Source organism: Streptomyces sp. SID5643 (assembly GCF_009872555.1).
In the GTDB taxonomy this organism is placed as follows: Bacteria; Actinomycetota; Actinomycetes; order Streptomycetales; family Streptomycetaceae; genus Streptomyces; species Streptomyces iakyrus.
On sequence record NZ_WWIC01000140.1, the window covers coordinates 29,419 to 49,699 of the forward strand.

At 71.9% G+C, this 20,281-nt stretch carries 18 protein-coding genes, 1 tRNA gene and 2 pseudogenes; 5 read left to right on the top strand and 16 right to left on the bottom strand.

Annotated elements, in window-relative coordinates; all coding sequences use genetic code 11:
• The first annotated feature begins 175 nt into the window (after nucleotides 1-175).
• Together GTY56_RS17730 and GTY56_RS17735 are read left to right on the top strand one after the other, a co-directional pair.
• Nucleotides 176-1,435: an amidohydrolase family protein gene (locus tag GTY56_RS17730; protein WP_161366344.1), complete on the top strand. Its 1,260-nt coding sequence runs from the start codon at nucleotides 176-178 to the stop codon at nucleotides 1,433-1,435.
• A gap of 241 nt (nucleotides 1,436-1,676) precedes the next feature.
• Nucleotides 1,677-2,333, top strand: a complete 657-nt coding sequence (locus GTY56_RS17735; protein WP_161366345.1) for an NAD(P)H-binding protein — start codon at nucleotides 1,677-1,679, stop codon at nucleotides 2,331-2,333.
• A 28-nt stretch (nucleotides 2,334-2,361) separates the two neighbouring features.
• Here the strand turns inward: GTY56_RS17735 and GTY56_RS17740 are convergent, their stop codons facing one another.
• The 3 genes and pseudogenes from GTY56_RS17740 to GTY56_RS17750 form a co-directional block, all read right to left on the bottom strand.
• Nucleotides 2,362-2,574, bottom strand: a complete 213-nt coding sequence (locus tag GTY56_RS17740) for a hypothetical protein (protein ID WP_030839769.1) — start codon at nucleotides 2,572-2,574, stop codon at nucleotides 2,362-2,364.
• A gap of 414 nt (nucleotides 2,575-2,988) precedes the next feature.
• Nucleotides 2,989-3,788 (bottom strand): annotated as a pseudogene (locus tag GTY56_RS17745) (hypothetical protein).
• A gap of 357 nt (nucleotides 3,789-4,145) precedes the next feature.
• Nucleotides 4,146-4,227: transfer RNA gene (locus GTY56_RS17750), tRNA-Tyr, on the bottom strand.
• 220 nt (nucleotides 4,228-4,447) lie between these two features.
• Between GTY56_RS17750 and GTY56_RS17755 the strand changes: the two genes are divergently transcribed.
• Complete coding sequence (locus tag GTY56_RS17755; protein ID WP_102910742.1) at nucleotides 4,448-4,936, top strand: YajQ family cyclic di-GMP-binding protein; 489 nt, start codon at nucleotides 4,448-4,450, stop codon at nucleotides 4,934-4,936.
• Between the two features lie 231 nt (nucleotides 4,937-5,167).
• Here the strand turns inward: GTY56_RS17755 and GTY56_RS17760 are convergent, their stop codons facing one another.
• Nucleotides 5,168-5,434: a GlsB/YeaQ/YmgE family stress response membrane protein gene (locus GTY56_RS17760; RefSeq protein ID WP_053674488.1), complete on the bottom strand. Its 267-nt coding sequence runs from the start codon at nucleotides 5,432-5,434 to the stop codon at nucleotides 5,168-5,170.
• 193 nt (nucleotides 5,435-5,627) lie between these two features.
• Here GTY56_RS17760 and GTY56_RS17765 point away from each other — a divergent pair, with 193 nt between their 5' ends.
• A complete protein-coding gene (locus GTY56_RS17765) occupies nucleotides 5,628-6,884 on the top strand; it encodes an APC family permease (protein WP_161366346.1) in 1,257 nt (418 codons plus the stop codon).
• Between the two features lie 316 nt (nucleotides 6,885-7,200).
• On the opposite strand, the gene GTY56_RS17770 is transcribed toward GTY56_RS17765, so the two are convergent.
• From GTY56_RS17770 to GTY56_RS17825, 12 genes are all read right to left on the bottom strand, one after another.
• Complete coding sequence (locus tag GTY56_RS17770; RefSeq protein ID WP_161366347.1) at nucleotides 7,201-7,593, bottom strand: YccF domain-containing protein; 393 nt, start codon at nucleotides 7,591-7,593, stop codon at nucleotides 7,201-7,203.
• Entirely contained in the window at nucleotides 7,590-8,453 is an 864-nt protein-coding gene (gene htpX / locus GTY56_RS17775; protein WP_161366348.1) for a zinc metalloprotease HtpX, read from the bottom strand. The genes GTY56_RS17770 and htpX overlap by 4 nt, the downstream gene beginning before the upstream one ends.
• A gap of 255 nt (nucleotides 8,454-8,708) precedes the next feature.
• Nucleotides 8,709-10,232, bottom strand: a complete 1,524-nt coding sequence (locus tag GTY56_RS17780; protein WP_161366349.1) for an NADH-quinone oxidoreductase subunit N — start codon at nucleotides 10,230-10,232, stop codon at nucleotides 8,709-8,711.
• Entirely contained in the window at nucleotides 10,229-11,803 is a 1,575-nt protein-coding gene (locus GTY56_RS17785; protein WP_161366350.1) for an NADH-quinone oxidoreductase subunit M, read from the bottom strand. The genes GTY56_RS17780 and GTY56_RS17785 overlap by 4 nt, the downstream gene beginning before the upstream one ends.
• 6 nt (nucleotides 11,804-11,809) lie before the next feature.
• Nucleotides 11,810-13,804 (bottom strand): NADH-quinone oxidoreductase subunit L, encoded by a 1,995-nt coding sequence (locus GTY56_RS17790; protein WP_161366351.1) that lies wholly within the window; start codon nucleotides 13,802-13,804, stop codon nucleotides 11,810-11,812.
• Complete coding sequence (nuoK, locus tag GTY56_RS17795; RefSeq protein WP_161366352.1) at nucleotides 13,801-14,199, bottom strand: NADH-quinone oxidoreductase subunit NuoK; 399 nt, start codon at nucleotides 14,197-14,199, stop codon at nucleotides 13,801-13,803. The genes GTY56_RS17790 and nuoK overlap by 4 nt, the downstream gene beginning before the upstream one ends.
• Nucleotides 14,199-14,837 carry an NADH-quinone oxidoreductase subunit J family protein gene (locus tag GTY56_RS17800; RefSeq protein WP_161366353.1) on the bottom strand — a complete coding sequence of 213 codons (639 nt, stop codon included), beginning with the start codon at nucleotides 14,835-14,837 and terminating at the stop codon, nucleotides 14,199-14,201. The genes nuoK and GTY56_RS17800 overlap by 1 nt, the downstream gene beginning before the upstream one ends.
• Entirely contained in the window at nucleotides 14,834-15,508 is a 675-nt protein-coding gene (locus GTY56_RS17805) for a NuoI/complex I 23 kDa subunit family protein (protein ID WP_161366354.1), read from the bottom strand. Before GTY56_RS17805 ends, GTY56_RS17800 begins: the two co-directional genes overlap by 4 nt.
• A gap of 2 nt (nucleotides 15,509-15,510) precedes the next feature.
• Nucleotides 15,511-16,479 (bottom strand): NADH-quinone oxidoreductase subunit H, encoded by a 969-nt coding sequence (locus tag GTY56_RS17810; protein ID WP_161366355.1) that lies wholly within the window; start codon nucleotides 16,477-16,479, stop codon nucleotides 15,511-15,513.
• Nucleotides 16,476-18,395 (bottom strand): NADH-quinone oxidoreductase subunit C, encoded by a 1,920-nt coding sequence (locus tag GTY56_RS40620; protein WP_237524905.1) that lies wholly within the window; start codon nucleotides 18,393-18,395, stop codon nucleotides 16,476-16,478. Before GTY56_RS40620 ends, GTY56_RS17810 begins: the two co-directional genes overlap by 4 nt.
• Nucleotides 18,392-19,006 carry an NADH-quinone oxidoreductase subunit B gene (locus GTY56_RS17820; RefSeq protein WP_161366356.1) on the bottom strand — a complete coding sequence of 205 codons (615 nt, stop codon included), beginning with the start codon at nucleotides 19,004-19,006 and terminating at the stop codon, nucleotides 18,392-18,394. Before GTY56_RS17820 ends, GTY56_RS40620 begins: the two co-directional genes overlap by 4 nt.
• The gene (locus GTY56_RS17825; RefSeq protein WP_031116983.1) at nucleotides 18,997-19,404 is read right to left on the bottom strand and encodes an NADH-quinone oxidoreductase subunit A; all 408 of its coding nucleotides are present in this window, start codon (nucleotides 19,402-19,404) and stop codon (nucleotides 18,997-18,999) included. Before GTY56_RS17825 ends, GTY56_RS17820 begins: the two co-directional genes overlap by 10 nt.
• A 224-nt stretch (nucleotides 19,405-19,628) precedes the next feature.
• Here GTY56_RS17825 and abrC1 point away from each other — a divergent pair.
• A pseudogene (gene abrC1 / locus GTY56_RS17830) lies at nucleotides 19,629-20,281 on the top strand (sensor histidine kinase AbrC1); the annotation flags it as partial.

Here is a 20,281-nt window from a genome sequence, read left to right on the forward strand (position 1 = left end):
CCCGGGCGCCCGGACCGTCCTCCCGGCGGCCCCGTGGACCCCTCCCGTTCCGTGAGCGGACCACGCCGGTACGACTATTGCGCTCCTCCCCGCCGTGGGCGGGGGGCCGTCCTAGGCTCGTCTCACTCTGCGTGATCATGCGTCCTCCCGTGTCAGCACGAGCCCCTGGAGTGCGATGCCCGACAGCCGGCCGCAGCCACCCCCGCCCCCGTCGTCCTCGCCGGGTCCGGCCGACCCGTCGTCGCTGCTGCTGTGCGGGGCGCGGCTCACCGACGGCAGGACCGTGGACGTACGGCTGGGCGGCGGGCGTATCGAGGCGGTCGGCACGGCCGGCAGCCTGGGGGCGGGCGGCACGCGCGCGTGCGGGACACGCGTGGACCTCAGGGGCTACCTGCTGCTGCCGGCTCCCGCCGAGCCGCACGCCCACGCCGACACGGCCCTGTCGGCGGACACCGGGGGGCCGGTCTCGTACGAGCCGCAGGACGTGCAGCGCCGGGCGACGGAGGCCGCACTGCTCCAGCTCGGGCACGGGGCGACGGCGCTGCGGGCACACGTGCGTGTGGGGGACGTCCAGGGCCTGGGCGCGCTCGGTGCCGTGTTGCAGGCGCGGCGCGCGCTGCGTGGGCTGGCGGAGCTGACGACGGTGGCGGTGCCCCGGGTGCTGACCGGGGTGGCCGGTGCGGACGGGCTCGCGATGCTGCGGGACGCGGTGAAGATGGGCGCCTCGGTAGTGGGCGGCCGGCCGGACCTCGACCCCGACCCGACCGGGTACGTGGAGGCGGTCCTGGAGATGGCCTCGGAGCACGGCTGCCCCGTCGACCTGCACACGGACGCCGGGGATCCGGCGCGGCTGGCCCGGCTGGCGGCCATGGCGGGCGGGCTGCGCCCCGGGGTGTCCCTCAGCCCCTGCGGCGATCTCGGCCGGCTGCCCTCCGAGGTGGCCTCGCGGACGGCCGACCAGCTCGCGGCGGCCGGGGTGGCGGTGGTGTGCCTGCCGCAGGGCGGCTGCGGCGGGGTCGACCGGCGCGGGGCGGCCCCTGTACGGCTGTTGCGCGCGGCCGGGGTGCGGGTGGCCGCCGGGAGCGGGGCGCTGCGGGACGTGTCCAATCCGGTGGGGCGCGGTGACCCGCTGGAGGCGGCCTTCCTGCTGGCCTCGCGCTACGGGCTGCCGCCCGAGGAGGCGTACGACGCGGTGAGCTCGTCGGCGCGCGCGGTGCTGGGATTGCCCGAGGTGCGGGTGGAGGCGGGTTTCCCGGCCGAGTTGCTCGCGGTGCGCGGGGACCGGCTGGCCGGGGTGCTGTCCCTGGCGTACAGCCGGATCGTCGTGCACCAGGGGCGCGTGGTGGCGCGGACCAGCGCGGTACGGGAGTACTGCAGCTCGGCGGCTTCGGTCGAGCTGGGGCTGCCGCGGCAGGGGCGGGGGGAGGTGCCGTAGGGCCTGCGGGTGCAGGGGCCGGAGAGGTGCCGTTGGAGCTGCGGTTGTTGCAGGGGCCGGAGAGGTGCCGTGGGGCCTGCTGGTGCGAGGCCGGTGAGGTGCGTTGGGCCTGCCGCGGCTGGGGCGGGTCGGTGGTGCGTGATGAGGTGCCGTAAGTCCTGGGGTGGGGTGTTCCGCGAGCCCGGTCGGCGTGGCCCAGGCCGTGCGGCGGACGGTGCTGTCGAGGCGTACGGTCGAAGGCATGCGCATTGTCATCGCTGGTGGTCATGGTCAGATCGCGCTGCGGCTGGAGCGGCTGCTCGCCGCGCGCGGGGACGAGGTGGCGGGAATCATCCGGAAGGCCGAGCAGGCGGACGACCTGCGGCAGGCCGGTGCCGAACCGGTCGTGCTCGACCTGGAGTCGGCGTCCGTGGACGAGGTCGCGGAGCGGCTGAGGGGCGCCGACGCCGCGGTCTTCGCGGCGGGCGCCGGCCCGGGCAGCGGGGCGACCCGCAAGGACACGGTGGACAAGGCCGCGGCGGTCCTCTTCGCGGACGCGGCGGTGCAGGCGGGCGTACGGCGCTTCGTGATCGTGTCGTCCATGGGTGCCGATCCGCACCACGAGGGCGACGAGATCTTCGACGTCTACCTGCGTGCCAAGGGCGAGGCGGACGCATACGTGCGCGGGCTGGACGCCCTGGACTGGACGATCCTGCGCCCCGGACAGCTCACCGACGACGCCGGTACCGGTCTGGTCCGTCTGGAGGCCGGCACCGGCCGCGGCCCGATCCCGCGCGACGACGTGGCCGCCGTGCTGGCCGAGCTGGTGGACACCCCGGCGACGGCCGGGCTCACTCTGGAACTCATCAGCGGATCGGTGCCGGTCTCGGTGGCGGTGAAGTCGGTGGCGGGGAACTGAGGTTCGCTGCCGGCCGTGCGGTCGGGGCCTAGAACAGGGGCAGTTGGCCGGGGAAGTCCGGGACCGTGTAGCCGTCCAGGGACGGTTGCTCGGGGCCCGGGCGGGCCTGACGGCGGGAGCCCGGGCACGAGGTGAGTTCGCCGTGCTCACGGGCACCGGGCGGGTCGTGGCGCGCGTACCGCCCGGCGACGACGGCGATCTCGCGACGGCACTCGGGGCAGACTCTGCGACGGGAGGACATGGGGCCAGTGTGCCGCGCTCGCCGTGCGCGCACCTCCATCAGGTTGCTGGTGACTCGATGGATGCGGCGGGCAACGCGGCTGCCACGACACGCACCGGCGCCGACGGGGCATACGCCTTCTCCGACCTGGACACCGGCGCGTACGCGGTCATCGCGGCCGGCTACCCGCCCCGAGCGGTACAGCTCACGCTCTTGAACACCGGCGTGGCTGAGCACGAATCGAGCTCAGCCACGGCGGGACGGAGACGCGGTCCGTTAGTCGGTTCATCGGGTGTGGGGGTGCGCCACGGCGGTACCCCCCACACCGGCCAAACGACGACCTTCGGCGGACTGCCGTTCCGGGCCATCTCGGCAGCCGCCTGAGTCAGCAGCACCAGCAGAACCGGCAGAACCGGCGGAACCGGGAGATCGCCGTCAGCTCACGTCGACGTAGTCGGCCGCGCCGGTGGCCGCGCCGGTCGTGGAATTGCCGTAGTACACCCAGCGGTAGTAGCCGTCGACCGAGGCCGTGACCGTGGTCTTCAGACCCCCGTGCTGCTGGTGGTGGCCTTCTTGACCGTCTTGTAGGTGTCGGTGCCCTTGGCGCGGAACTGGAGGCTGACTGTACGGCCGCTGTAGGCGTCGTACTTCTTCGTACTCCAGTTCGCCCGGGTCAGCTTGCCCGTGACGGTGATCGGCTTGCCCTTGGTGACCGGCTCCGGCGAGGCGTTGGTGGCGACCTTGGCCGCACGCTTGAGCTGGGCGGTCGCGGACCGCGTCTCCAGTTCCCCGGCCTTGAGGCCGCCGTCGGCCTTCCACAGCCGCAGCGAGACGCCGGCCTTCCAGGTCGTGGCGTCGCTGTTGGAGTCGACGTGCTCCTGGCCAGGGTGCGGGTCGATGTAGAGGTTGCCCTCGCAGCGAGCGTGCTTGGAGTCGGTCTCGTAGCAGGTGTAACCGCCCGGCTCGATGAAGTTCTCTCCCGTGTCGGCCGCCGTCTTGATGGTGCCGCGGTAGAGGAAGGGATAAGCGTCGTAGCGGGAGGGGTCGGAGGTGCTGTACCCCGAAGGCAACGCGATGTTGAAACTGATGGGCGGCTCCACCGTGTGCGTCGTACCGACGACGATCGGCTTGCCCTTGTTGATGACGATGCCCGACACGGTGATGCCGGTGTCCGCCGCCTGAGCCGCCGGCGCGTTCAGCACCGAGAGCCCCAACGCCCCCACGAGCGTGGCCACCGCGACGGTTCGTCTGCCTGTTTTCCTTCACACCTCATCAGGAGAATGCCGTTACAAGAGGCGGCAGCGTATCTGACGAGTTCATGCCCCTCGACGAGCTCCCCGCAGTAGGTGTGAACCACCCATCGGTGAGCAGTCGTTGGCGTGCTTACTCGGGTGGGCTCGCGGTGGGCTCGTGGGTGGAGGTCCGTACGTGCCACGTGATGGCCGCGAGGTGGAGTGATCATGCTCACCCCCTCGGGGGCGCCCGGCGGGGGACGACCGGGAGGCGGGGGCATCCCGGGGGACACGCATGGAGACAATGAAAAACCCCCTCTCAGCTGCGTCTCCGCAGGTGAGAGGGGGTCTTCCCCAGTGTGGCGGCGCCAGGATTCGAACCTGGGAAGGCTGAGCCGGCAGATTTACAGTCTGCTCCCTTTGGCCGCTCGGGCACACCGCCGGGGTTGCTGCCTGGTGAGCCGCTCTTCCGCGGCGCTCCGTGGCAACGACGTAAACAATACCTGATGTGGAGGGGTGCTCCGCCACTCGATTGATCGGCGCCCGGAGGGCCGGGGGTGGCTAGGCTTGTCCGGATGCGGCCCGGGACCTGAACGGGCCCTGCGACCGCCCGCATACGCCGGTACGCACGATACGCACCCCGATACAAGGAGCCACAGGACATGGCCGACTCCAGTTTCGACATCGTCTCGAAGGTCGAGCGGCAGGAGGTCGACAACGCACTCAACCAGGCCGCCAAGGAGATCTCGCAGCGCTACGACTTCAAGGGCGTGGGTGCCTCGATCTCGTGGTCCGGCGAGCAGATCCTCATGGAGGCGAACTCCGAGGACCGGGTGAAGGCCATCCTCGACGTCTTCCAGTCCAAGCTGATCAAGCGGGGCATCTCGCTGAAGGCTCTGGACGCGGGCGAGCCCCAGCTCTCCGGCAAGGAGTACAAGATCTTCTCTTCGATCAAGGAGGGGATCTCCCAGGAGAACGCCAAGAAGGTGGCGAAGACCATCCGCGACGAGGGCCCCAAGGGCGTGAAGGCGCAGGTGCAGGGCGAGGAGCTGCGGGTCAGCTCCAAGAGCCGTGACGATCTGCAGGCCGTCATCACCCTGCTGAAGGGCAAGGACTTCGACTTCGCGATCCAGTTCGTGAACTACCGGTAGGTCCGGTCCCCGGGCTCCCGCCCGTACGGATACGGGGAGGGGTGGGTACCACCGGTGCCCGCCCTTCTCGCCCCGCCTGCCCGCCTCCGCCGTCGGTCCCGCCCGCTGCCGCTATCGGGCTCGTCGCCGGCTGCCAGCGGCCGCCCATGTGTCGCCCACCTGCCGCCATCGCCTCGGCTGCCGGCTGCCGGCCGGTCGGCCGGTCGGCCGGTCGGCCGTCGGTGGGCGCGGTCAGTCCCGCGAGTTGCCGAACAGCAGGCGGTAGGCGATCAGCAGGACGAGCGATCCGCCGATGGCCGCCGCCCAGGTCGCACCGTCGTAGAAGTCCTTGGTGATCGGGTGGTCCATCCAGCGGGCGGATATCCAGCCGCCGATGAACGCGCCCGCGACGCCGATCAGGGTCGTGCCGATGAGGCCACCCGGGTCACGCCCCGGCAGCAGGAACTTCGCGATGGCTCCGGCCAACAGCCCGAGGATGATCCAGCTGATGATGGTCATGCCGTGAACCTGCCCTTTCACGCTGTGCCCGCACTGTCCCGGCCCTGTGATCCTGCTCCCGGCAGGCCGTGCCCGTGCGTCGTACGTCGGGCGTTCCGCGCGCGGCCTCCTCGCCGCGCTCCTTCACGCCCTGTTGGTGGGGAGGACGTACAGGCTGCACCCGCTGGTTGCACTGATCAGTAGGGTGCGACGCATGACAGCCTCCGCACCCGGCCTGCGCCGCACCCTCGGCGTGGGTGACGCCATCGTCATCGGACTCGGCTCGATGGTGGGGGCCGGGATCTTCGCCGCCCTCGCGCCGGCCGCGCACGCGGCCGGAACCGGGCTGCTCATCGGGCTCGCCGTCGCCGCCGTCGTCGCGTACTGCAACGCCATGTCGTCGGCTCGCCTCGCCGCCCTGTATCCCGCCTCGGGCGGCACCTACGTGTACGGCCGGGAGCGGCTCGGGGAGTTCTGGGGGTATCTCGCGGGCTGGTCGTTCGTGGTCGGGAAGACGGCCTCCTGTGCGGCGATGGCGCTCACCGTGGGCACGTACGTCTGGCCGGGGCAGGCGCACGCGGTGGCGGTCGGGGCCGTGGTGGCGCTGACCGCGGTGAACTACGGCGGTGTCCAGAAGTCCGCGTGGCTGACGCGGGTGATCGTGGCGCTGGTTCTGGCTGTCCTGGCTTTCGTGGTGGTCGTCTGTCTGGTCTCCGGTGAGGCCGACGCGGGGCGGCTGGACATCGGAGCCTCGGGTGGTGCGGACGGCGTGCTGCAGGCGGCCGGTCTGCTGTTCTTCGCCTTCGCCGGGTACGCCCGGATCGCCACCCTCGGCGAGGAGGTGCGGGATCCGGCGCGCACCATTCCGCGCGCGATCCCGCTGGCGCTGGGCATCACGCTGGTGGTGTACGCGTGTGTGGCTGTGGCAGTCCTTTCGGTGCTCGGGCCGGGCAGGCTCGGAGACGCGACGGCGCCGCTGGCCGACGCGGTGCGGGCGGCGGGAGCGCCCTGGCTCGTGCCGGTGGTGCGGATCGGTGCTGCGGTGGCCGCGATGGGCTCGCTGCTGGCACTGATCCTGGGGGTGTCACGAACGACGCTGGCCATGGCCCGGGACCGGCATCTGCCGGGGGTGCTGGCCGCGGTGCATCCGCGTTTCCAGGTGCCGCACCGGGCGGAGCTGGCCGTGGGTGCGGTGGTCGCGGTTCTGGCCGCCACGGTGGATGTCCGCGGCGCGATCGGCTTCTCCTCCTTCGGTGTGCTGGCGTACTACGCCGTGGCCAACGCGTCGGCGTGGACGCTGTCTTCGGCGCCGGCGGCGCGGATGGTGCCGGCGGTGGGGCTGGCCGGGTGTGTGGTGCTGGCTTTCTCGCTGCCCGGGGTGTCGGTGGTCGTGGGCGCGGGGGTGCTGGTGGCGGGGGCGGTTGCGTACGCGGTGCGGCGGCGGGTGGAGGGCGGGACAGCGAGGAAATAGAGCCCGTTACCGGCTCCCCAACCACCACCACGCCGCCGTCCATGCCTTGGCCCGTGGCCTGCGTGAGCATCTCGGCTCGGAGCTGTCGGGACCTCTCGGCTCAGGTCTCTCGCCGCTTCTCACGGGCGCGACAGGGCCGGGGCCCGAACGCGACGGTCGGGCCCGCAAGCGGGAGTTGCAGGGCTCGGCCATCACTCGGGTCGGCAACTGCTCGATCGCGGTCATGGGTTCATCATGCAGACCGCCGCCGACAGCCGGGCGGACCTGTGGACAACCACGGGCCTGTGGACAGCGCGGGAGGAGAGGCTCCCTCGCGTCAGCGCACCGCGAACGGCTCGTTCGTCCGCACGATGTCGCGGCCGAGCGGGAGCAACGAGACCGGGATGAGCTTGAAGTTGGCGATGCCCAGCGGGATGCCGATGATCGTCACGCACAGGGCGATGCCGGTGGCGATGTGGCCGAGGGTGAGCCACCAGCCCGCGAGGACGAGCCAGAGCACGTTGCCCACGCAGGACGGTGCGCCGGCGTCGTGGCGCTCGACCGTCGTGTACCCGAAGGGCCACAGGGCGTAGACGCCGATGCGGAAGGCCGCGATGCCGAACGGGATGCCGATGACGGTGATGCAGAGGAGCAGGCCCGCGAGCATGTAGGCGAGGAACAGCCAGAAGCCGCTCAGCACGAGCCATATGACGTTGAGTACGGTCCTCATTGGTTCCCACCTGCCATCTTCTCGAGCCGGGCGATGCGTTCCGCCATCGGCGGATGTGTGGAGAACATCTTCGAGAGGCCCTGCCCGGGCCGGAACGGGTTCGCGATCATCATGTGGCTGGCGGTCTCGATGCGCGGCTCGGGCGGCAGCGGGAGCTGCTTCGTGCCGATTTCGAGCTTGCGCAGGGCGCTGGCCAGGGCGAGCGGGTCACCGGTGAGCTGGGCGCCGGAGGCATCCGCCTGGTACTCCCGGGAGCGGCTGATGGCCAGTTGGATGAGCGAGGCTGCGAGCGGGCCCAGGATCATGATCAGCAGCATGCCGAGCAACCCGGGGCCGTCATCGTCGTCCGAGCGCCCGATGGGGATCAGCCAGGCGAAGTTGACCAGGAACATGATGACGGAGGCCAGGGCGCCCGCGACCGACGAGATGAGGATGTCGCGGTTGTAGACGTGGCTCAGCTCGTGTCCGATGACGCCGCGCAGCTCGCGTTCGTCCAGCAGGCGGAGGATGCCGTCGGTGCAGCACACGGCGGCGTTGCGTGGGTTGCGGCCCGTGGCGAAGGCGTTGGGGGCCTCCGTCGGGGAGATGTACAGGCGCGGCATGGGCTGGCGAGCCTGGGTGGAGAGCTCGCGGACCATGCGGTAGAGCGCCGGCGCCTCGAACTCGCTCACCGGGCGGGCACGCATCGCGCGCAGGGCCAGTTTGTCGCTGTTCCAGTAGGCGTACGCGTTGGTGGCCAGCGCTACCAGGACGGCGATGACGAGCCCCATGCGGCCGAAGAAGCTGCCGATGACGATGATGAGTGCGGACAGTCCACCCAGGAGGATCGCTGTCCTGAGCCCGTTGTGCCGGCGGTGCACGGTGCGCCCTCCAAGTGGTGCGGCAGGGGGACCCTTGCTTGTCGAATCTGCGGTGCCACTGGTGCCGCGTCCTCACGTCCAGTGGACCTTCCCGTACTGGTCAACGCCAGGCGGGAGGCTCAAGTTCCCTGGTGCGCGCGGCGGCGTGGGCGGACCGTCCGGGTGACGGCAACCGGCCGCGGCACGCACGCGTGGGATCGAGTGCCCCACGCGCGCGGTGTGTAAGCGGCCGGTTCTCGGGGAAGACGGGCTCGTTCAGAAGAGCCCGGTGTCGGTGAAGCGCAGGACCAGCTGGGGTGCGCCGGACAGGGCGATGCCGAGGACGCCGGTCAGGGCGATCGCGGCGGTGACCGGGCCGGGGACGCGGTGCTTCTCGGGCTCCCCTTCGGGGGCGCGGAAGAGCAGGGCCGTCCACTGGAGGTAGTAGAACAGCGCGATGACGACGTTGACAGCCATGATCACGGCCAGCCAGCCGAGGCCGGCGTCGACGGCCGCCGAGAAGACGGTGACCTTGGCGAAGAGGCCGATGATGCCCGGCGGCAGCCCGGCGAGGCAGAGCAGGAAGAACCCCAGGAGCAGCGCGGACAGGGGGCTGGAGGCGTACAGGCCGCGGTAGTCGGCGACGCGGTTGAGGGACTTGGTCCGGCCGACGAGGGCGGCCACGGCGAAGGCGCCCAGGTTCACGGCGCCGTACATCAAGGCGTAGGCGACAGTGGAGCCGATCGACTTCTCGGCGTCCCCGGAGTACGCGGCGGCGGCGATCGGGACCAGGAGGTAGCCGGCCTGGCCGACGGAGGACCAGGCGAGGAGGCGTACCGCGCTGTACGCGCGCGTGGCCTGCTGGCGGAGGGCTCCGACGTTGCCCACGGTCATGGTCAGCGCGGCGAGGGCCGCCAGGGCGGGGCCCCAGACGTCGGCGTAGGACGGCAGGGCCACGACCGTGACCAGGATCAGGCCGCTGAAGCCGACCGCCTTGCCGATGACCGACAGGTACGCCGCGATCGGCAGGGGCGCTCCCACATAGGTGTCGGGCACCCAGAAGTGGAAGGGCACGGCGGCCGTCTTGAAGGCGAAGCCGACGAGGGTGAGTACGACGCCGGTCTGGGCGAGCGTCTGGAACTGCCCGTCGACGTCCTGGATACGGTCGGCGACCTGGGTCAGGTAGAGGGTGCCCGTGGTGGCGTACACGAAGCTGATGCCCATGAGGCTGACCGCGGTCGCGGTGACCGAGGACAGGAAGAACTTCAGGGCCGCTTCGGAGGACTTCCGGTCGCCGTACCGCAGGCCGACCAGCGCGAAGGCGGGCAGGGAGGCGACCTCCAGGGCGACGATCAGGGTCGCGAGGTCGCGGGAGGCGGGCAGGAGGGCGGCCCCGGCCGCGGAGGACAGCAGCAGGAACCAGTACTCCCCTTCGGGCAGCTCCTTGCGGGCGTCCCTCAGGGCGGTGACCGACAGGAGCGCGGAGAGCAGGGCGCCGCCGAGGACCAGGAACTGGATGACCAGGGTGAAGCGGTCGGCCGTGTAGCTGCACACGGCGGCGTCGCCGGTCAGGCAGAAGGTGCTGCGGTCGCCGTCCAGCAGGGGCAGCAGCATCGCCGTCGCGGCGGCCAGGCCCGCCACCGACGTCCAGCCGAGCAGGGACTTGCGGTGCTCGGGAAGGAACAGGTCGGCGACCAGGACGACGAGTGCGGCGACCGCCGCGATGGTGGGGGGCGCGATCGCGAGCCAGTCGACGGACTGGACCAGCGAGGCGGCCAGGGGCTGGGCCGGGGAGCTCATCGGGTGCCTCCTGCGAGGAGCTGCTGGACGGCCGGGTCGCTCAGGCCGAGGAGAGCCTTGGGCCACAGGCCCGCGACGACGGTGAGAACGACGAGCGGCGTCCACGCCGCGAACTCGTACGAGCGGACGTCGGTGAGCCCGGGTGCGTCGTGGGGCAGGGCGCCCATGCAGACGCGGCGGACCACGATCAGCAGGTACGCGGCCGTCAGCAGCGTGCCGAACGCGCCGATCGCCATGAAGGTGAGGAAGGCTGCGCGGTTGAGGCCCGCGGCGGGCTGGAACGCGCCGAACAGGGCCAGCATCTCGCCCCAGAATCCGGCCAGGCCCGGCAGGCCGAGCGAGGCGACGGCGGCGAAGGCGAGCAGGCCGCCGAGGCGCGGGGCCTTGCCGTAGAGGGCGGCGCCGGTTTCCTCGGCGAGGGTGTCGAGGTCGGTGGTGCCGGTGCGGTCCTTGAGCGCGCCGACCAGGAAGAACAGCAGGCCGGTGATGAGACCGTGGGCGATGTTGGCGAAGAGGGCGCCGTTCACTCCGGTCGGGGTCATCGTCGAGATGCCGAGCAGCACGAAGCCCATGTGGCCGACGGAGGAGTAGGCGATGAGGCGCTTGAGGTCGCCCTTCGCGCCCTGTTTGGCGAGGGCCAGGCAGGCGAGGGATCCGTAGATGATGCCCACGACGGCGAGGGCGGCGAGGTAGGGCGCGAAGGTGCGGAACCCGTCCGGCGCGATGGGGAGCAGGATCCGGACGAACCCGTAGGTACCCATCTTCAGCAGGACGCCGGCCAGGAGGACCGAGCCGACGGTCGGCGCTGCGGTGTGGGCGTCGGGCAGCCAGCTGTGCAGCGGCCACATCGGCGTCTTCACCGCGAGCCCGATCCCGATCGCCAGAACGGCGATGACCTGCACGGATGCGGTCAGCGACCGGCCGTTGTCAGTGGCGAGTGCCATCATGTCGAACGTGCCCGCCTTGATCCCGATCAGGAGCAGGCCGAGCAGCATGACCACGGAGCCGAGCAGCGTGTAGAGGATGAACCGCCAGGCGGCCTGGCTCCGGCCCTCGCCGCCCCAGCGGGCGATCAGGAAGTACATCGGGATGAGGACCATCTCGAAGGCCAGGAAGAACAGCAGCAGGTCGAGGACGGCGAAGGTCGCGAGGGTGCCGGATTCGAGGACGAGCAGCAGGGCGACGAAGGCCTTGGGAGTCGGCCCCGCAGGCATCTTGAAGTACGAGTAGAGCGCGCAGAGGAAGGTCAGCAGCGCGGTCAGGACCAGAAGGGGGAGGGAGATGCCGTCGATGCCGAGGTGGATGCGTACGTCGAGTGCGGGGATCCAGCTGATGTCAGTACTGGCCTGCATCTTCGACGGCTGGTCGTGGTCGAAGCCGAGCGCGAGGACGATCGCCGCGATGAGGACCGCGCCGGTCACGGTGACCCCGTGCCGGAGCACGGCCTGCTCGGGTGACTTCCCCTTCAGCCCAGGAGGGGCCGGCAGGAGGGCCGCGGCGGCGCCGAGGAGCGGGCCGACGACGATGAACGCCAGAAGGAACTGCATCACGGACTCGCTGATATCGATCACGCCTGCTCACGCTCCCGTGGCGACGAGGACGACGGCGACCGCGAGGACGACGGTGCCGGCGAGCAGCGCGCTCACATAGGTCTGGACGTTGCCGGTCTGGGCGCGCCGTACGGCGGTGCCGAGCCAGCGCGGCAGCGCACCCGCGCCCCGCACATAGGTCTCGACGACCTCCCGGTCGAGGAACCGGACGAGGCTCGCTCCGGCTTGGACCGGGCGGACGAAGAGGGTCGTGTACACGGCGTCCAGGTGGAAGCCCGCGGCCGCGTGCCGGTGCAGGGGGCCGAGCAGCAGCCGTCCGGGGTCGGCGGGGTCGGGCGCGTAGGCGATGTCGCCGTAGGCCGGCTCGTGGCTGGCGATGGCCTCGGCCTCGACCCGGGCGGCGTCGCCCTCGGGGTGGGCCGCGACCGCGCCGAGCGGGACGCGGGCGGTGAGCGCGGTGGTGTGCCGCCAGGCCGCGTAGGTGACGATGCCGCCGACCAGGGCCACGCCCGTGCCGAGCACGGAGGTGGTCAGGGTCGGGCTGAGGTCCCGGCCGTCGAACCAGTCGGGCAGCAGGCGGAAGGCGAATGCGCCGAGGGCCAGCGACGGCACGGCCAGCACCCACAGCACGACGGTCATCGTCAGTGGCTGCCTGCCGTGGTCGGGGGCTTCGGTGCCCCGGCCCCGGAAGGCCAGCAGCCACAGGCGCATGGCGTAGGCGGCGGTGAGCACGGCCGTGAGCAGGCCGGCGACGAGGACGATCCAGCCCGCCGCGGCGGGGGCGTGCTCGGTGTGGCCGGTGACGACGTGCTCGGCCACACCGAGGACGGCCTCCTTGGAGAAGAAGCCGCTGAACGGCGGAATCGCGGCGAGCGCGAGCAGCGCCACCGTCATCGTCCAGTACGCGTCCGGGATGCGGTCGCGCAGGTTCCGCATGCGGGACATGGCGGCGAGCGAGTTGGTGCCGGCGGCGTGGATGATCACGCCCGCCGCGAGGAACAGCAGCGCCTTGAAGGCGCCGTGGGACAGGAGGTGGAAGACGGCGGCCCCGCGGTCGCCGACGGCGAGGGCGCCCGTCATGTAGCCGAGCTGGCCGATCGTCGAATAGGCCAGGACGCGCTTGATGTCGTCCTGGGCGAGCGCGGCGAGCGCCGAGCCGGCCATCGTGACGGCGGCCATGACGGCGAGGACGACCATCGCGGCCCGGGAGGCCTCGAAGACCGGGAGGAGCCGGGCGATGAAGTAGACACCGGCGGCGACCATCGTCGCGGCGTGGATCAGCGCGGAGACCGGTGTGGGGCCCGCCATCGCGTCGGGGAGCCAGGTGTGCAGCGGGAACTGCGCCGACTTGCCCGCCACGCCCGCGAGGAGGAGCAGGGCGATCAGCGTCGGGTGGTCGAGCCCACCGCCGGCGACGGTGCCGAGGATCCGCATGACGCGGAACGATCCGGCGTCGGTGGCCAGGGCGAACAGGCCGATCAGGAAGGGGACGTCGCCGAGCTTGGTCACCAGGAAGGCCTTGAGGGAGGCGGCGCGGGCCTCCGGGGTCTCCCAGTAGTGGCCGACCAGGAAGTAGGAGCAGATGCCCATGACCTCCCAGCCGACCAGCAGCACGATCAGGTCGCCCGAGTAGACGACGAGGAGCATCGCGGAGGTGAAGAGAGAGACCAGGGCGGCGTAGGAGGGGTAGCGCGGGTCGTCGCGCAGATAACCCGTCGAGTAGATCTGCACGCAGGAGGCGACCAGGCCGACCAGAACGGCGACGAGGGCGGCGAAGCCGTCGATGTGCAGGGCGAGCTCGATCGGGACCGAGCCGGTGGGGGTGAGTTCCGTGGCCGGGTCGACGGCCGCGTCGCCGCCCTGGCGTACGGCGACGAGCGCGGCGAGTACGAGGGAGGTGAGGGTCGGCAGGACGGCGAGCGGGCGGACGAAGCCGGGTGCCGTGCGGCCCAGGAGCAGCCCGGCGACGGCACCGAGGAACGGAAGGAGGGGGACGAGGACGGCGAGGGTGGTCGTGGTCACGCGGTGGCCTCAGCCTTCTGGGCCCCGTCGGACGGCTCGGCCGCGCGGGCGTCGTGGTCGGTGCCGTCGGGGTCGTGCCGTTCAGAGGTGTCGCGGAGCCTGTCGATGTCCGCGGTGCCGCGGTTGCGGTGGACTGCGAGGACGATCGCCAGGCCGATGCCGATCTCGGCGGCGGCGATGGCGATGGTGAACAGGGTCAGGGCCTGTCCGGAGTGCAGGGTCTCCTCGGCGGTCCTGCTGAGCCAGACGTCGAAGGCGACCAGGTTGAGGTTGACGGCGTTGAGCATCAGCTCGACCGACATCAGGACCAGGATCGCGTTGCGGCGGGCGAGGACGCCGTACAGGCCCGTGCAGAAGAGGAGGGCGGAGAGCACGGCGGGATAGGCGAGGTGCATCAGCGGGCCCCTTCCGTGTCACGCCCGGTGTCCTGGCCGGCCGGGGTGGCGGCGTCGGCCTTCGCCTTGCGGGACAGGACGATCGCCCCGACCAGGGCGGCGAGGAGGAGGACGGAGAGAGCCTCGAAGGGGAGGACCCAGTTCTGGAAGAGGCTCGCGCCGGTGGCCTCGGTGGAGCCGGCGGCGGGGCCGTCCAGGTCGATCCAGGTGGTGCGGAACGCGTCCACGACGACCCAGACCAGGGCGGCCGCGGCGGCGACGGCCACGGTGAGGGCGGCCCAGCGGTTGCCCGAGTCGGCGTCCGGGGAGCGGCCGATGGGGGCCCTGGTGAGCATCAGTCCGAACAGGAGGAGGACGACCACGGAACCGACGTAGATGAGGACCTGCACCCAGGCGATGAACTCGGCGGTGAGCAGGAGGTACTCGACGGCGAGGCCGCCGAGGGTCACCACCAGCCACAGGGCGGCGTGCACCAGCTGCCGGGTGGTGACGGTGACGAGCGCGGCGCCGAGGGTGACCAGGCCGACGAGGAGGAAGGCGATCTCGACGCCGGTCGGGGAGAGGAAGCCGTGGGTTCCGCTGGCGGCCCCGGTGGCCGGGCCGGTCGCGAGGTGGGCGGCGGTTGCGGCGAGGGTCATTCCGAGCCCTCCTGCCCCGGCTCGGGCTGGTCGGTCTGCTGTTGGGAGTCGCCCTCGGGGCGGGTGGGCTGTTCGGCTGCGCGGGCCTGCTCGTCGGCGTGCGGTTCGGTGACCGGCGGTGCCTGCTGGGCGGCCAGCTTGTCGGCGGTCTTGCGGGCGGTGACCAGTTCCTTCGGTTCCTCCGCGCCGGGGTCGAGGGCCGGCGGGGCCGGGACGGTCCACATCCACTCGCGGAGCTTGTCCCGCTCGTGCGTGAGCTCGCGGATGTCGGTCTCGGCGTACTCGAACTCGGGGGACCAGAACAGCGCGTCGAAAGGACAGACCTCGATGCAGATACCGCAGTACATGCACAGGGAGAAGTCGATGGCGAAGCGGTCGAGGACGTTGCGGCTGCGCTCGCGGCCGCCCGGGGTCGCCGCCGGGACCGTCTCCTTGTGGGAGTCGATGTAGATGCACCAGTCGGGGCACTCGCGGGCGCACAGCATGCAGACCGTGCAGTTCTCCTCGAACAGGCCGATCACACCGCGGGTGCGGGGCGGGAGGTCGGGCTGGGCGTCCGGGTACTGCGCGGTGACGGACTTCTTCGTCATCGTGCGCAGGGTGACGGCCAGGCCTTTGGCGAGCCCGGAGCCCGGGAAGCGGGACCGGGTGGGCGGGAGCGACTCGGCCATGGTTACTGGATCACCACCTTGACGACGCCGGTGAGGGCGATCTGGGCGAGGGAGAGGGGGACGAGGAGGGTCCAGGAGAGCTTCTGGAGCTGGTCCTCGCGCAGCCGGGGATAGGTGACGCGCAGCCAGATCACGAGGAAGGCGAGGACCGCGGTCTTCAGCAGGGTCCAGACCCAGCCGAGGCCCTCGGCGCCCCAGGGGCCGTGCCAGCCGCCCAGGAAGAGGACGGTGGTGAGTCCGCACAGGACGACGATTCCGGCGTACTCGGCGAGGAGGAAGAGCGCGAAGCGTAGGCCGGTGTACTCGGTGTAGGCACCGAAGATGATCTCCGAGTCGGCGACCGGCATGTCGAAGGGCGGGCGCTGGAGTTCGGCGAGACCGGCCACGAAGAAGACGATGGCGCCGACGATCTGCCAGGGCAGCCACCACCACTCGAAGGCGTCGAGGATGCCGGGGAGGGACACGGTGCCGGCCGCCATCGCCACGGAGGCCGCGGTCAGCAGCATCGGGAGTTCGTAGGCGAGGAGCTGGGCGGCGGTGCGCAGGCCTCCGAGCAGGGAGAACTTGTTCGCGGACGCCCAGCCGGCCATGAGCGAGCCGAGGACGCCGACGCCCATGACGGCCAGGACGAAGAAGACACCCGCGTCGACGACCTGGCCGACGGCTCCCTCGCCGGGGCCGATGGGGATGGCGAGCAGGACGAGGAGGTAGGGCAGAAGGGCGACGGCGGGGGCCAGTTGGAAGATGCGGCGGTCGGCGCCCGCGGGGACGACGTCCTCCTTCTGCGCGAACTTCACGCCGTCGGCGATCAGCTGGGCCCAGCCGTGGAAGCCGCCGGCGTACATGGGGCCGAGGCGTCCCTGCATGTGGGCCATCACCTTGTGTTCGGTCTGGCCGATGACCAGGGGGAAGGTGAGGAAGACGACGAAGACGATCAGGAGTCGCAGGGCGACGTCGAGCACGTCGTTCACCGCGGGCCTCCTGCGGGGTCCTCGGGGATGTCTGGGCTGTCGGAGGTGTCCGTGTCCGGGCTGTCGGGAACGTCCGAGGCCGCCTTCGAGTCGTCCGAGGGCTCCGGGGTGTCCGCGGGGTCGGAGGGCTGTGCCCCGTTCGACGGTTCTGGATCCGGCAACTGCGCTGCCTCCGGCGACCGTTCGGGAGCCGGTTCGCCGAAGGCCGGACGGGCGTGGTGCCAGGGGGCGTCCGAGCTGTGGGGGGTGGTGGAAGCCCTGCCCGGCCGGCTGGCGCCACGGTCGGACCGGGTCTGCTGGCTCGCACTGCCCTCCGACGCGCTGCGCGACCGGCGCGGTCCCGGCGACGGAGCCGATGCCCCGGGCGTCGGGGGCTCGGAGGTCCGGTCGCCGCCGGGCTGCTGCTGCGCCGCCCCTTGCGACACCGAGCCCTGCGACGCCGAGCCCTGCGACGCCGAGCGGTTGCGCCGTGGTCCCGTCGGGGCCGGAGCGGTCGGCTCGTCGGGCGGGGTCCGGCTCGCCGATCCCTCCGCCGCCGTACGCGAGCGCCGTGCCGCGGCCGGAGCCTCCGCACCACCGGCGGACTGACTCGCGGAACCCTCCGCCGCCGTACGCGAGCGCCGTGCCGCGGCCGGAGCCTCCGCACCACCGGCGGACTGACTCGCGGAACCCTCCGCCGCCGTACGCGAGCGCCGTGCCGCGGCCGGAGCCTCCGCACCACCGGCGGACTGACTCGCGGAACCCTCCGCCGCCGTACGCGAGCGCCGTGCCGCGGCCGGAGCCTCCGCACCACCGGCGGACTGACTCGCGGAACCCTCCGCCGCCGTACGCGAGCGCCGTGCCGCGGCCGGAGCCTCCGCACCACCGGCGGACTGACTCGCGGAACCCTCCGCCGCCGTACGCGAGCGCCGTGCCGCGGCCGGAGCCTCCGCACCACCGGCGGACTGACTCGCGGAACCCTCCGCCGCCGTACGCGAGCGCCGTGCCGCGGCCGGAGCCTCCGCACCACCGGCGGACTGACTCGCGGAACCCTCCGCCGCCGTACGCGAGCGCCGTGCCGCGGCCGGTGCCTCCGCACCAGCGCCTGGAGCCTCCGCTCCGACAGCCGGCGTCCCCGCACCAACAGCCGGCGTCTCCGTACCAGCACCCGCAGCACCCGGCCCGGCAGCCGAGGTCCCCTCCCCCGCACCGGACGCACCGGACTGGCTTGCCGAGCCCTCCGAAGCCGAGCGGGTCCGCCGTACCGGACGTTCTCCCGCGGGGCGGGCCGCGCCTCGGGCGGGGCGTTCGCCCGCCGCGCCGGCCGCACGTGCCGCGCCGCGGGCCGGGCGGGCGGGGGCCGGGGGGAGCTGCCCCTTGAGGGGGCCCCATTCGTTGGGATCGGGGACGCCGGGCGGGAGCATCTGGCGGCGCTTGGGGCCGCCGTGTTCCGACTCGCCCGGTTCCTTCGCGCCGGGCCAGGCCTTGGCGACGCGGGCGGCCAGGACGAAGTCCTTGCGCAGGGGGTGGCCCTCGAAGTTCTCCGGCAGGAGCAGGTGGTCCAGCGCCGGGTGGCCTTCGAAGGTGATGCCGAACATTTCGTACGTCTCGCGTTCGTGCCAGGCGGCACCCGCGTAGACGCCGACGGCGGAGGGCAGAGCGGGGGCCTCGTGCGGGACCGTCGTACGCAGGAGGAGGCGCCGCAGCGGTGACAGGGCCGCGACGTGGGCCGAGACGCGGAACCCCGTGCCCGGTTCGTCGACCGCGCTCAGCCAGTCGAAGTAGGTGCAGCCGAGGCGGTCCCGGGCGGTCTCCAGGGCGGTGATCCAGGCGGCCGGGGGTACGTCGACGGTCAGGACCTCGTAGGACTCCTCGGCCGTGGCGTCGGGGCCGAAGAGCTCCTCGGCGGTGGCGGGCAGCCAGCCGACGGCGGTCATCGCCCCTCCCCCGAGGTCGACTCCGGGGCCGGCGGCTGCACCAGTCCGCTCTGCAGTGCCGCCGCGGAAGGCCGGCCGGCGCCGCTGCCGTACCGCTCCCCCAGCGACTCGCGGGCGATCTTCTCCTGAAGCTTGAGGATGCCCTGGAGCAGTGCCTCGGGGCGCGGCGGGCAGCCAGGCACGTAGACGTCCACCGGAATGATCTGGTCGACGCCCTTGGTGACGGAGTACGAGTCCCAGTAGGGGCCGCCGCAGTTGCTGCACGCGCCGAAGGAGATGACGTACTTCGGTTCCGGCATCTGTTCGTAGAGGCGCTTCACGGCCGGGGCCATCTTGTCCGTGACGGTGCCGGAGACCACCATCAGGTCGGCCTGGCGCGGGCCCGGGGCGAACGGGATGACGCCGAGGCGGATGAAGTCGTGGCGGGCCATCGACGCGGCGATGAACTCGATCGCGCAGCAGGCGAGGCCGAAGTTGAAGACCCAGAGCGAGTAGCGGCGGCCCCAGTTGAGGACGACCTTCATCGGCTCGGGCGCGAGGCGGGCCAGGGCGCCCAGCCGCTTGGGCTCGGGCAGCAGGACGGGCTCGGGCGCCGAGGGGTTCACGTCCATGTCAGGACGCCCTTCTTGTATGCGTAGAGCAGGCCGACGGCCAGGAAGCCGAGGAAGATGAACATCTCGACCAGGGTCGTCGCGCCGTAGCCGGGGGCGGCGAAGACGGTCGCCCAGGGGAACAGGAAGATCGAGTCGACGGCGAAGATCACGTAGAGGAAGGCGTAGACGTAGTAGCGGACCTGGGTGTGGGCCCAGCCCTCGCCGACCGGGTCGACGCCGCACTCGTACGTCAGGAGCTTCTCGGGGGTGGGGACCACGGGCCGCAGCAGGCGTCCGGCCCCGAAGGCGACGGCGACGAACAGCACACCGACGACGGCGAGCAGTCCGACGACCGAGTAGGACTGGAAGTAGTCAGCCGCGACGACGGTCGTGGTGACGACGGTCGGTTCCGGCACGTCCGTCCCTCGCTCCCTGAAACTCGGACCTGGATCCTGCGACGATGCTGCGGCTCACGGGGACGCCGCCGTTCGACGATCTGTACGCACGGGAGTCTAGGCCCTGATAAAGGCAGGGTAAGCAGCCCGTCACCGGCCCTGCACGCGAGGGTGGGGTTTTCCTCAGTTGATCCTGGCGGCCCACCTCATGGCGCCGTCGTCCGCCGCCGGGCACGCTAACGCATATGACCCAACGCATCACGTCCCCGGGGACGACGGCGGCCCGGGGGGCCGCCGGGCCGGACGACCGTCCGCCGCCCGCCCGGCTCGCCTATGACCGGCACACCTGGAAAGAGATCGCGCACCTGCTGGCCAACCTGCCGGTCGCGCTGCTCGGTTTCACCTACGTCGTGACGATGATGTCCATCGGTTTCGGGCTGACCGTCACGGTGGTCGGGTTCCCGCTGCTCGCGGCCGGACTCGTGGGTGCGCGGCAGTTGGGCAGGATGGAGCGGGCGCGGGCCCGGGCGCTGCTCGGGGTGCGGATCGAGGAGCCGAGCCGGCTGCGGCTGCGCGGCGGGGGCGGCTTCTTCCAGCGGCTGTGGATGCAGCTGAAGGACCCGGTGGGCTGGCGCACGGTGCTGTATGAGTTCATCCGGCTGCCGTGGGGCGTGCTCACCTTCACCGTCACGCTGGTTTCGCTGTTCGTGCTGTGGCCGGTGCTGCCGTTCATCGCACGGGGGCTGTCCAACGCCGACCGGGCCATGGTGCGGGCGCTGTTGTCGCCCTCCGACGAGCTGGAGCGGCGGATCGCCGAGCTGGAGTCGGACCGGGGGGTCGTGGTCGACACGGCCGCGGCCGACCTGCGGCGCATCGAGCGGGACCTGCACGACGGGGC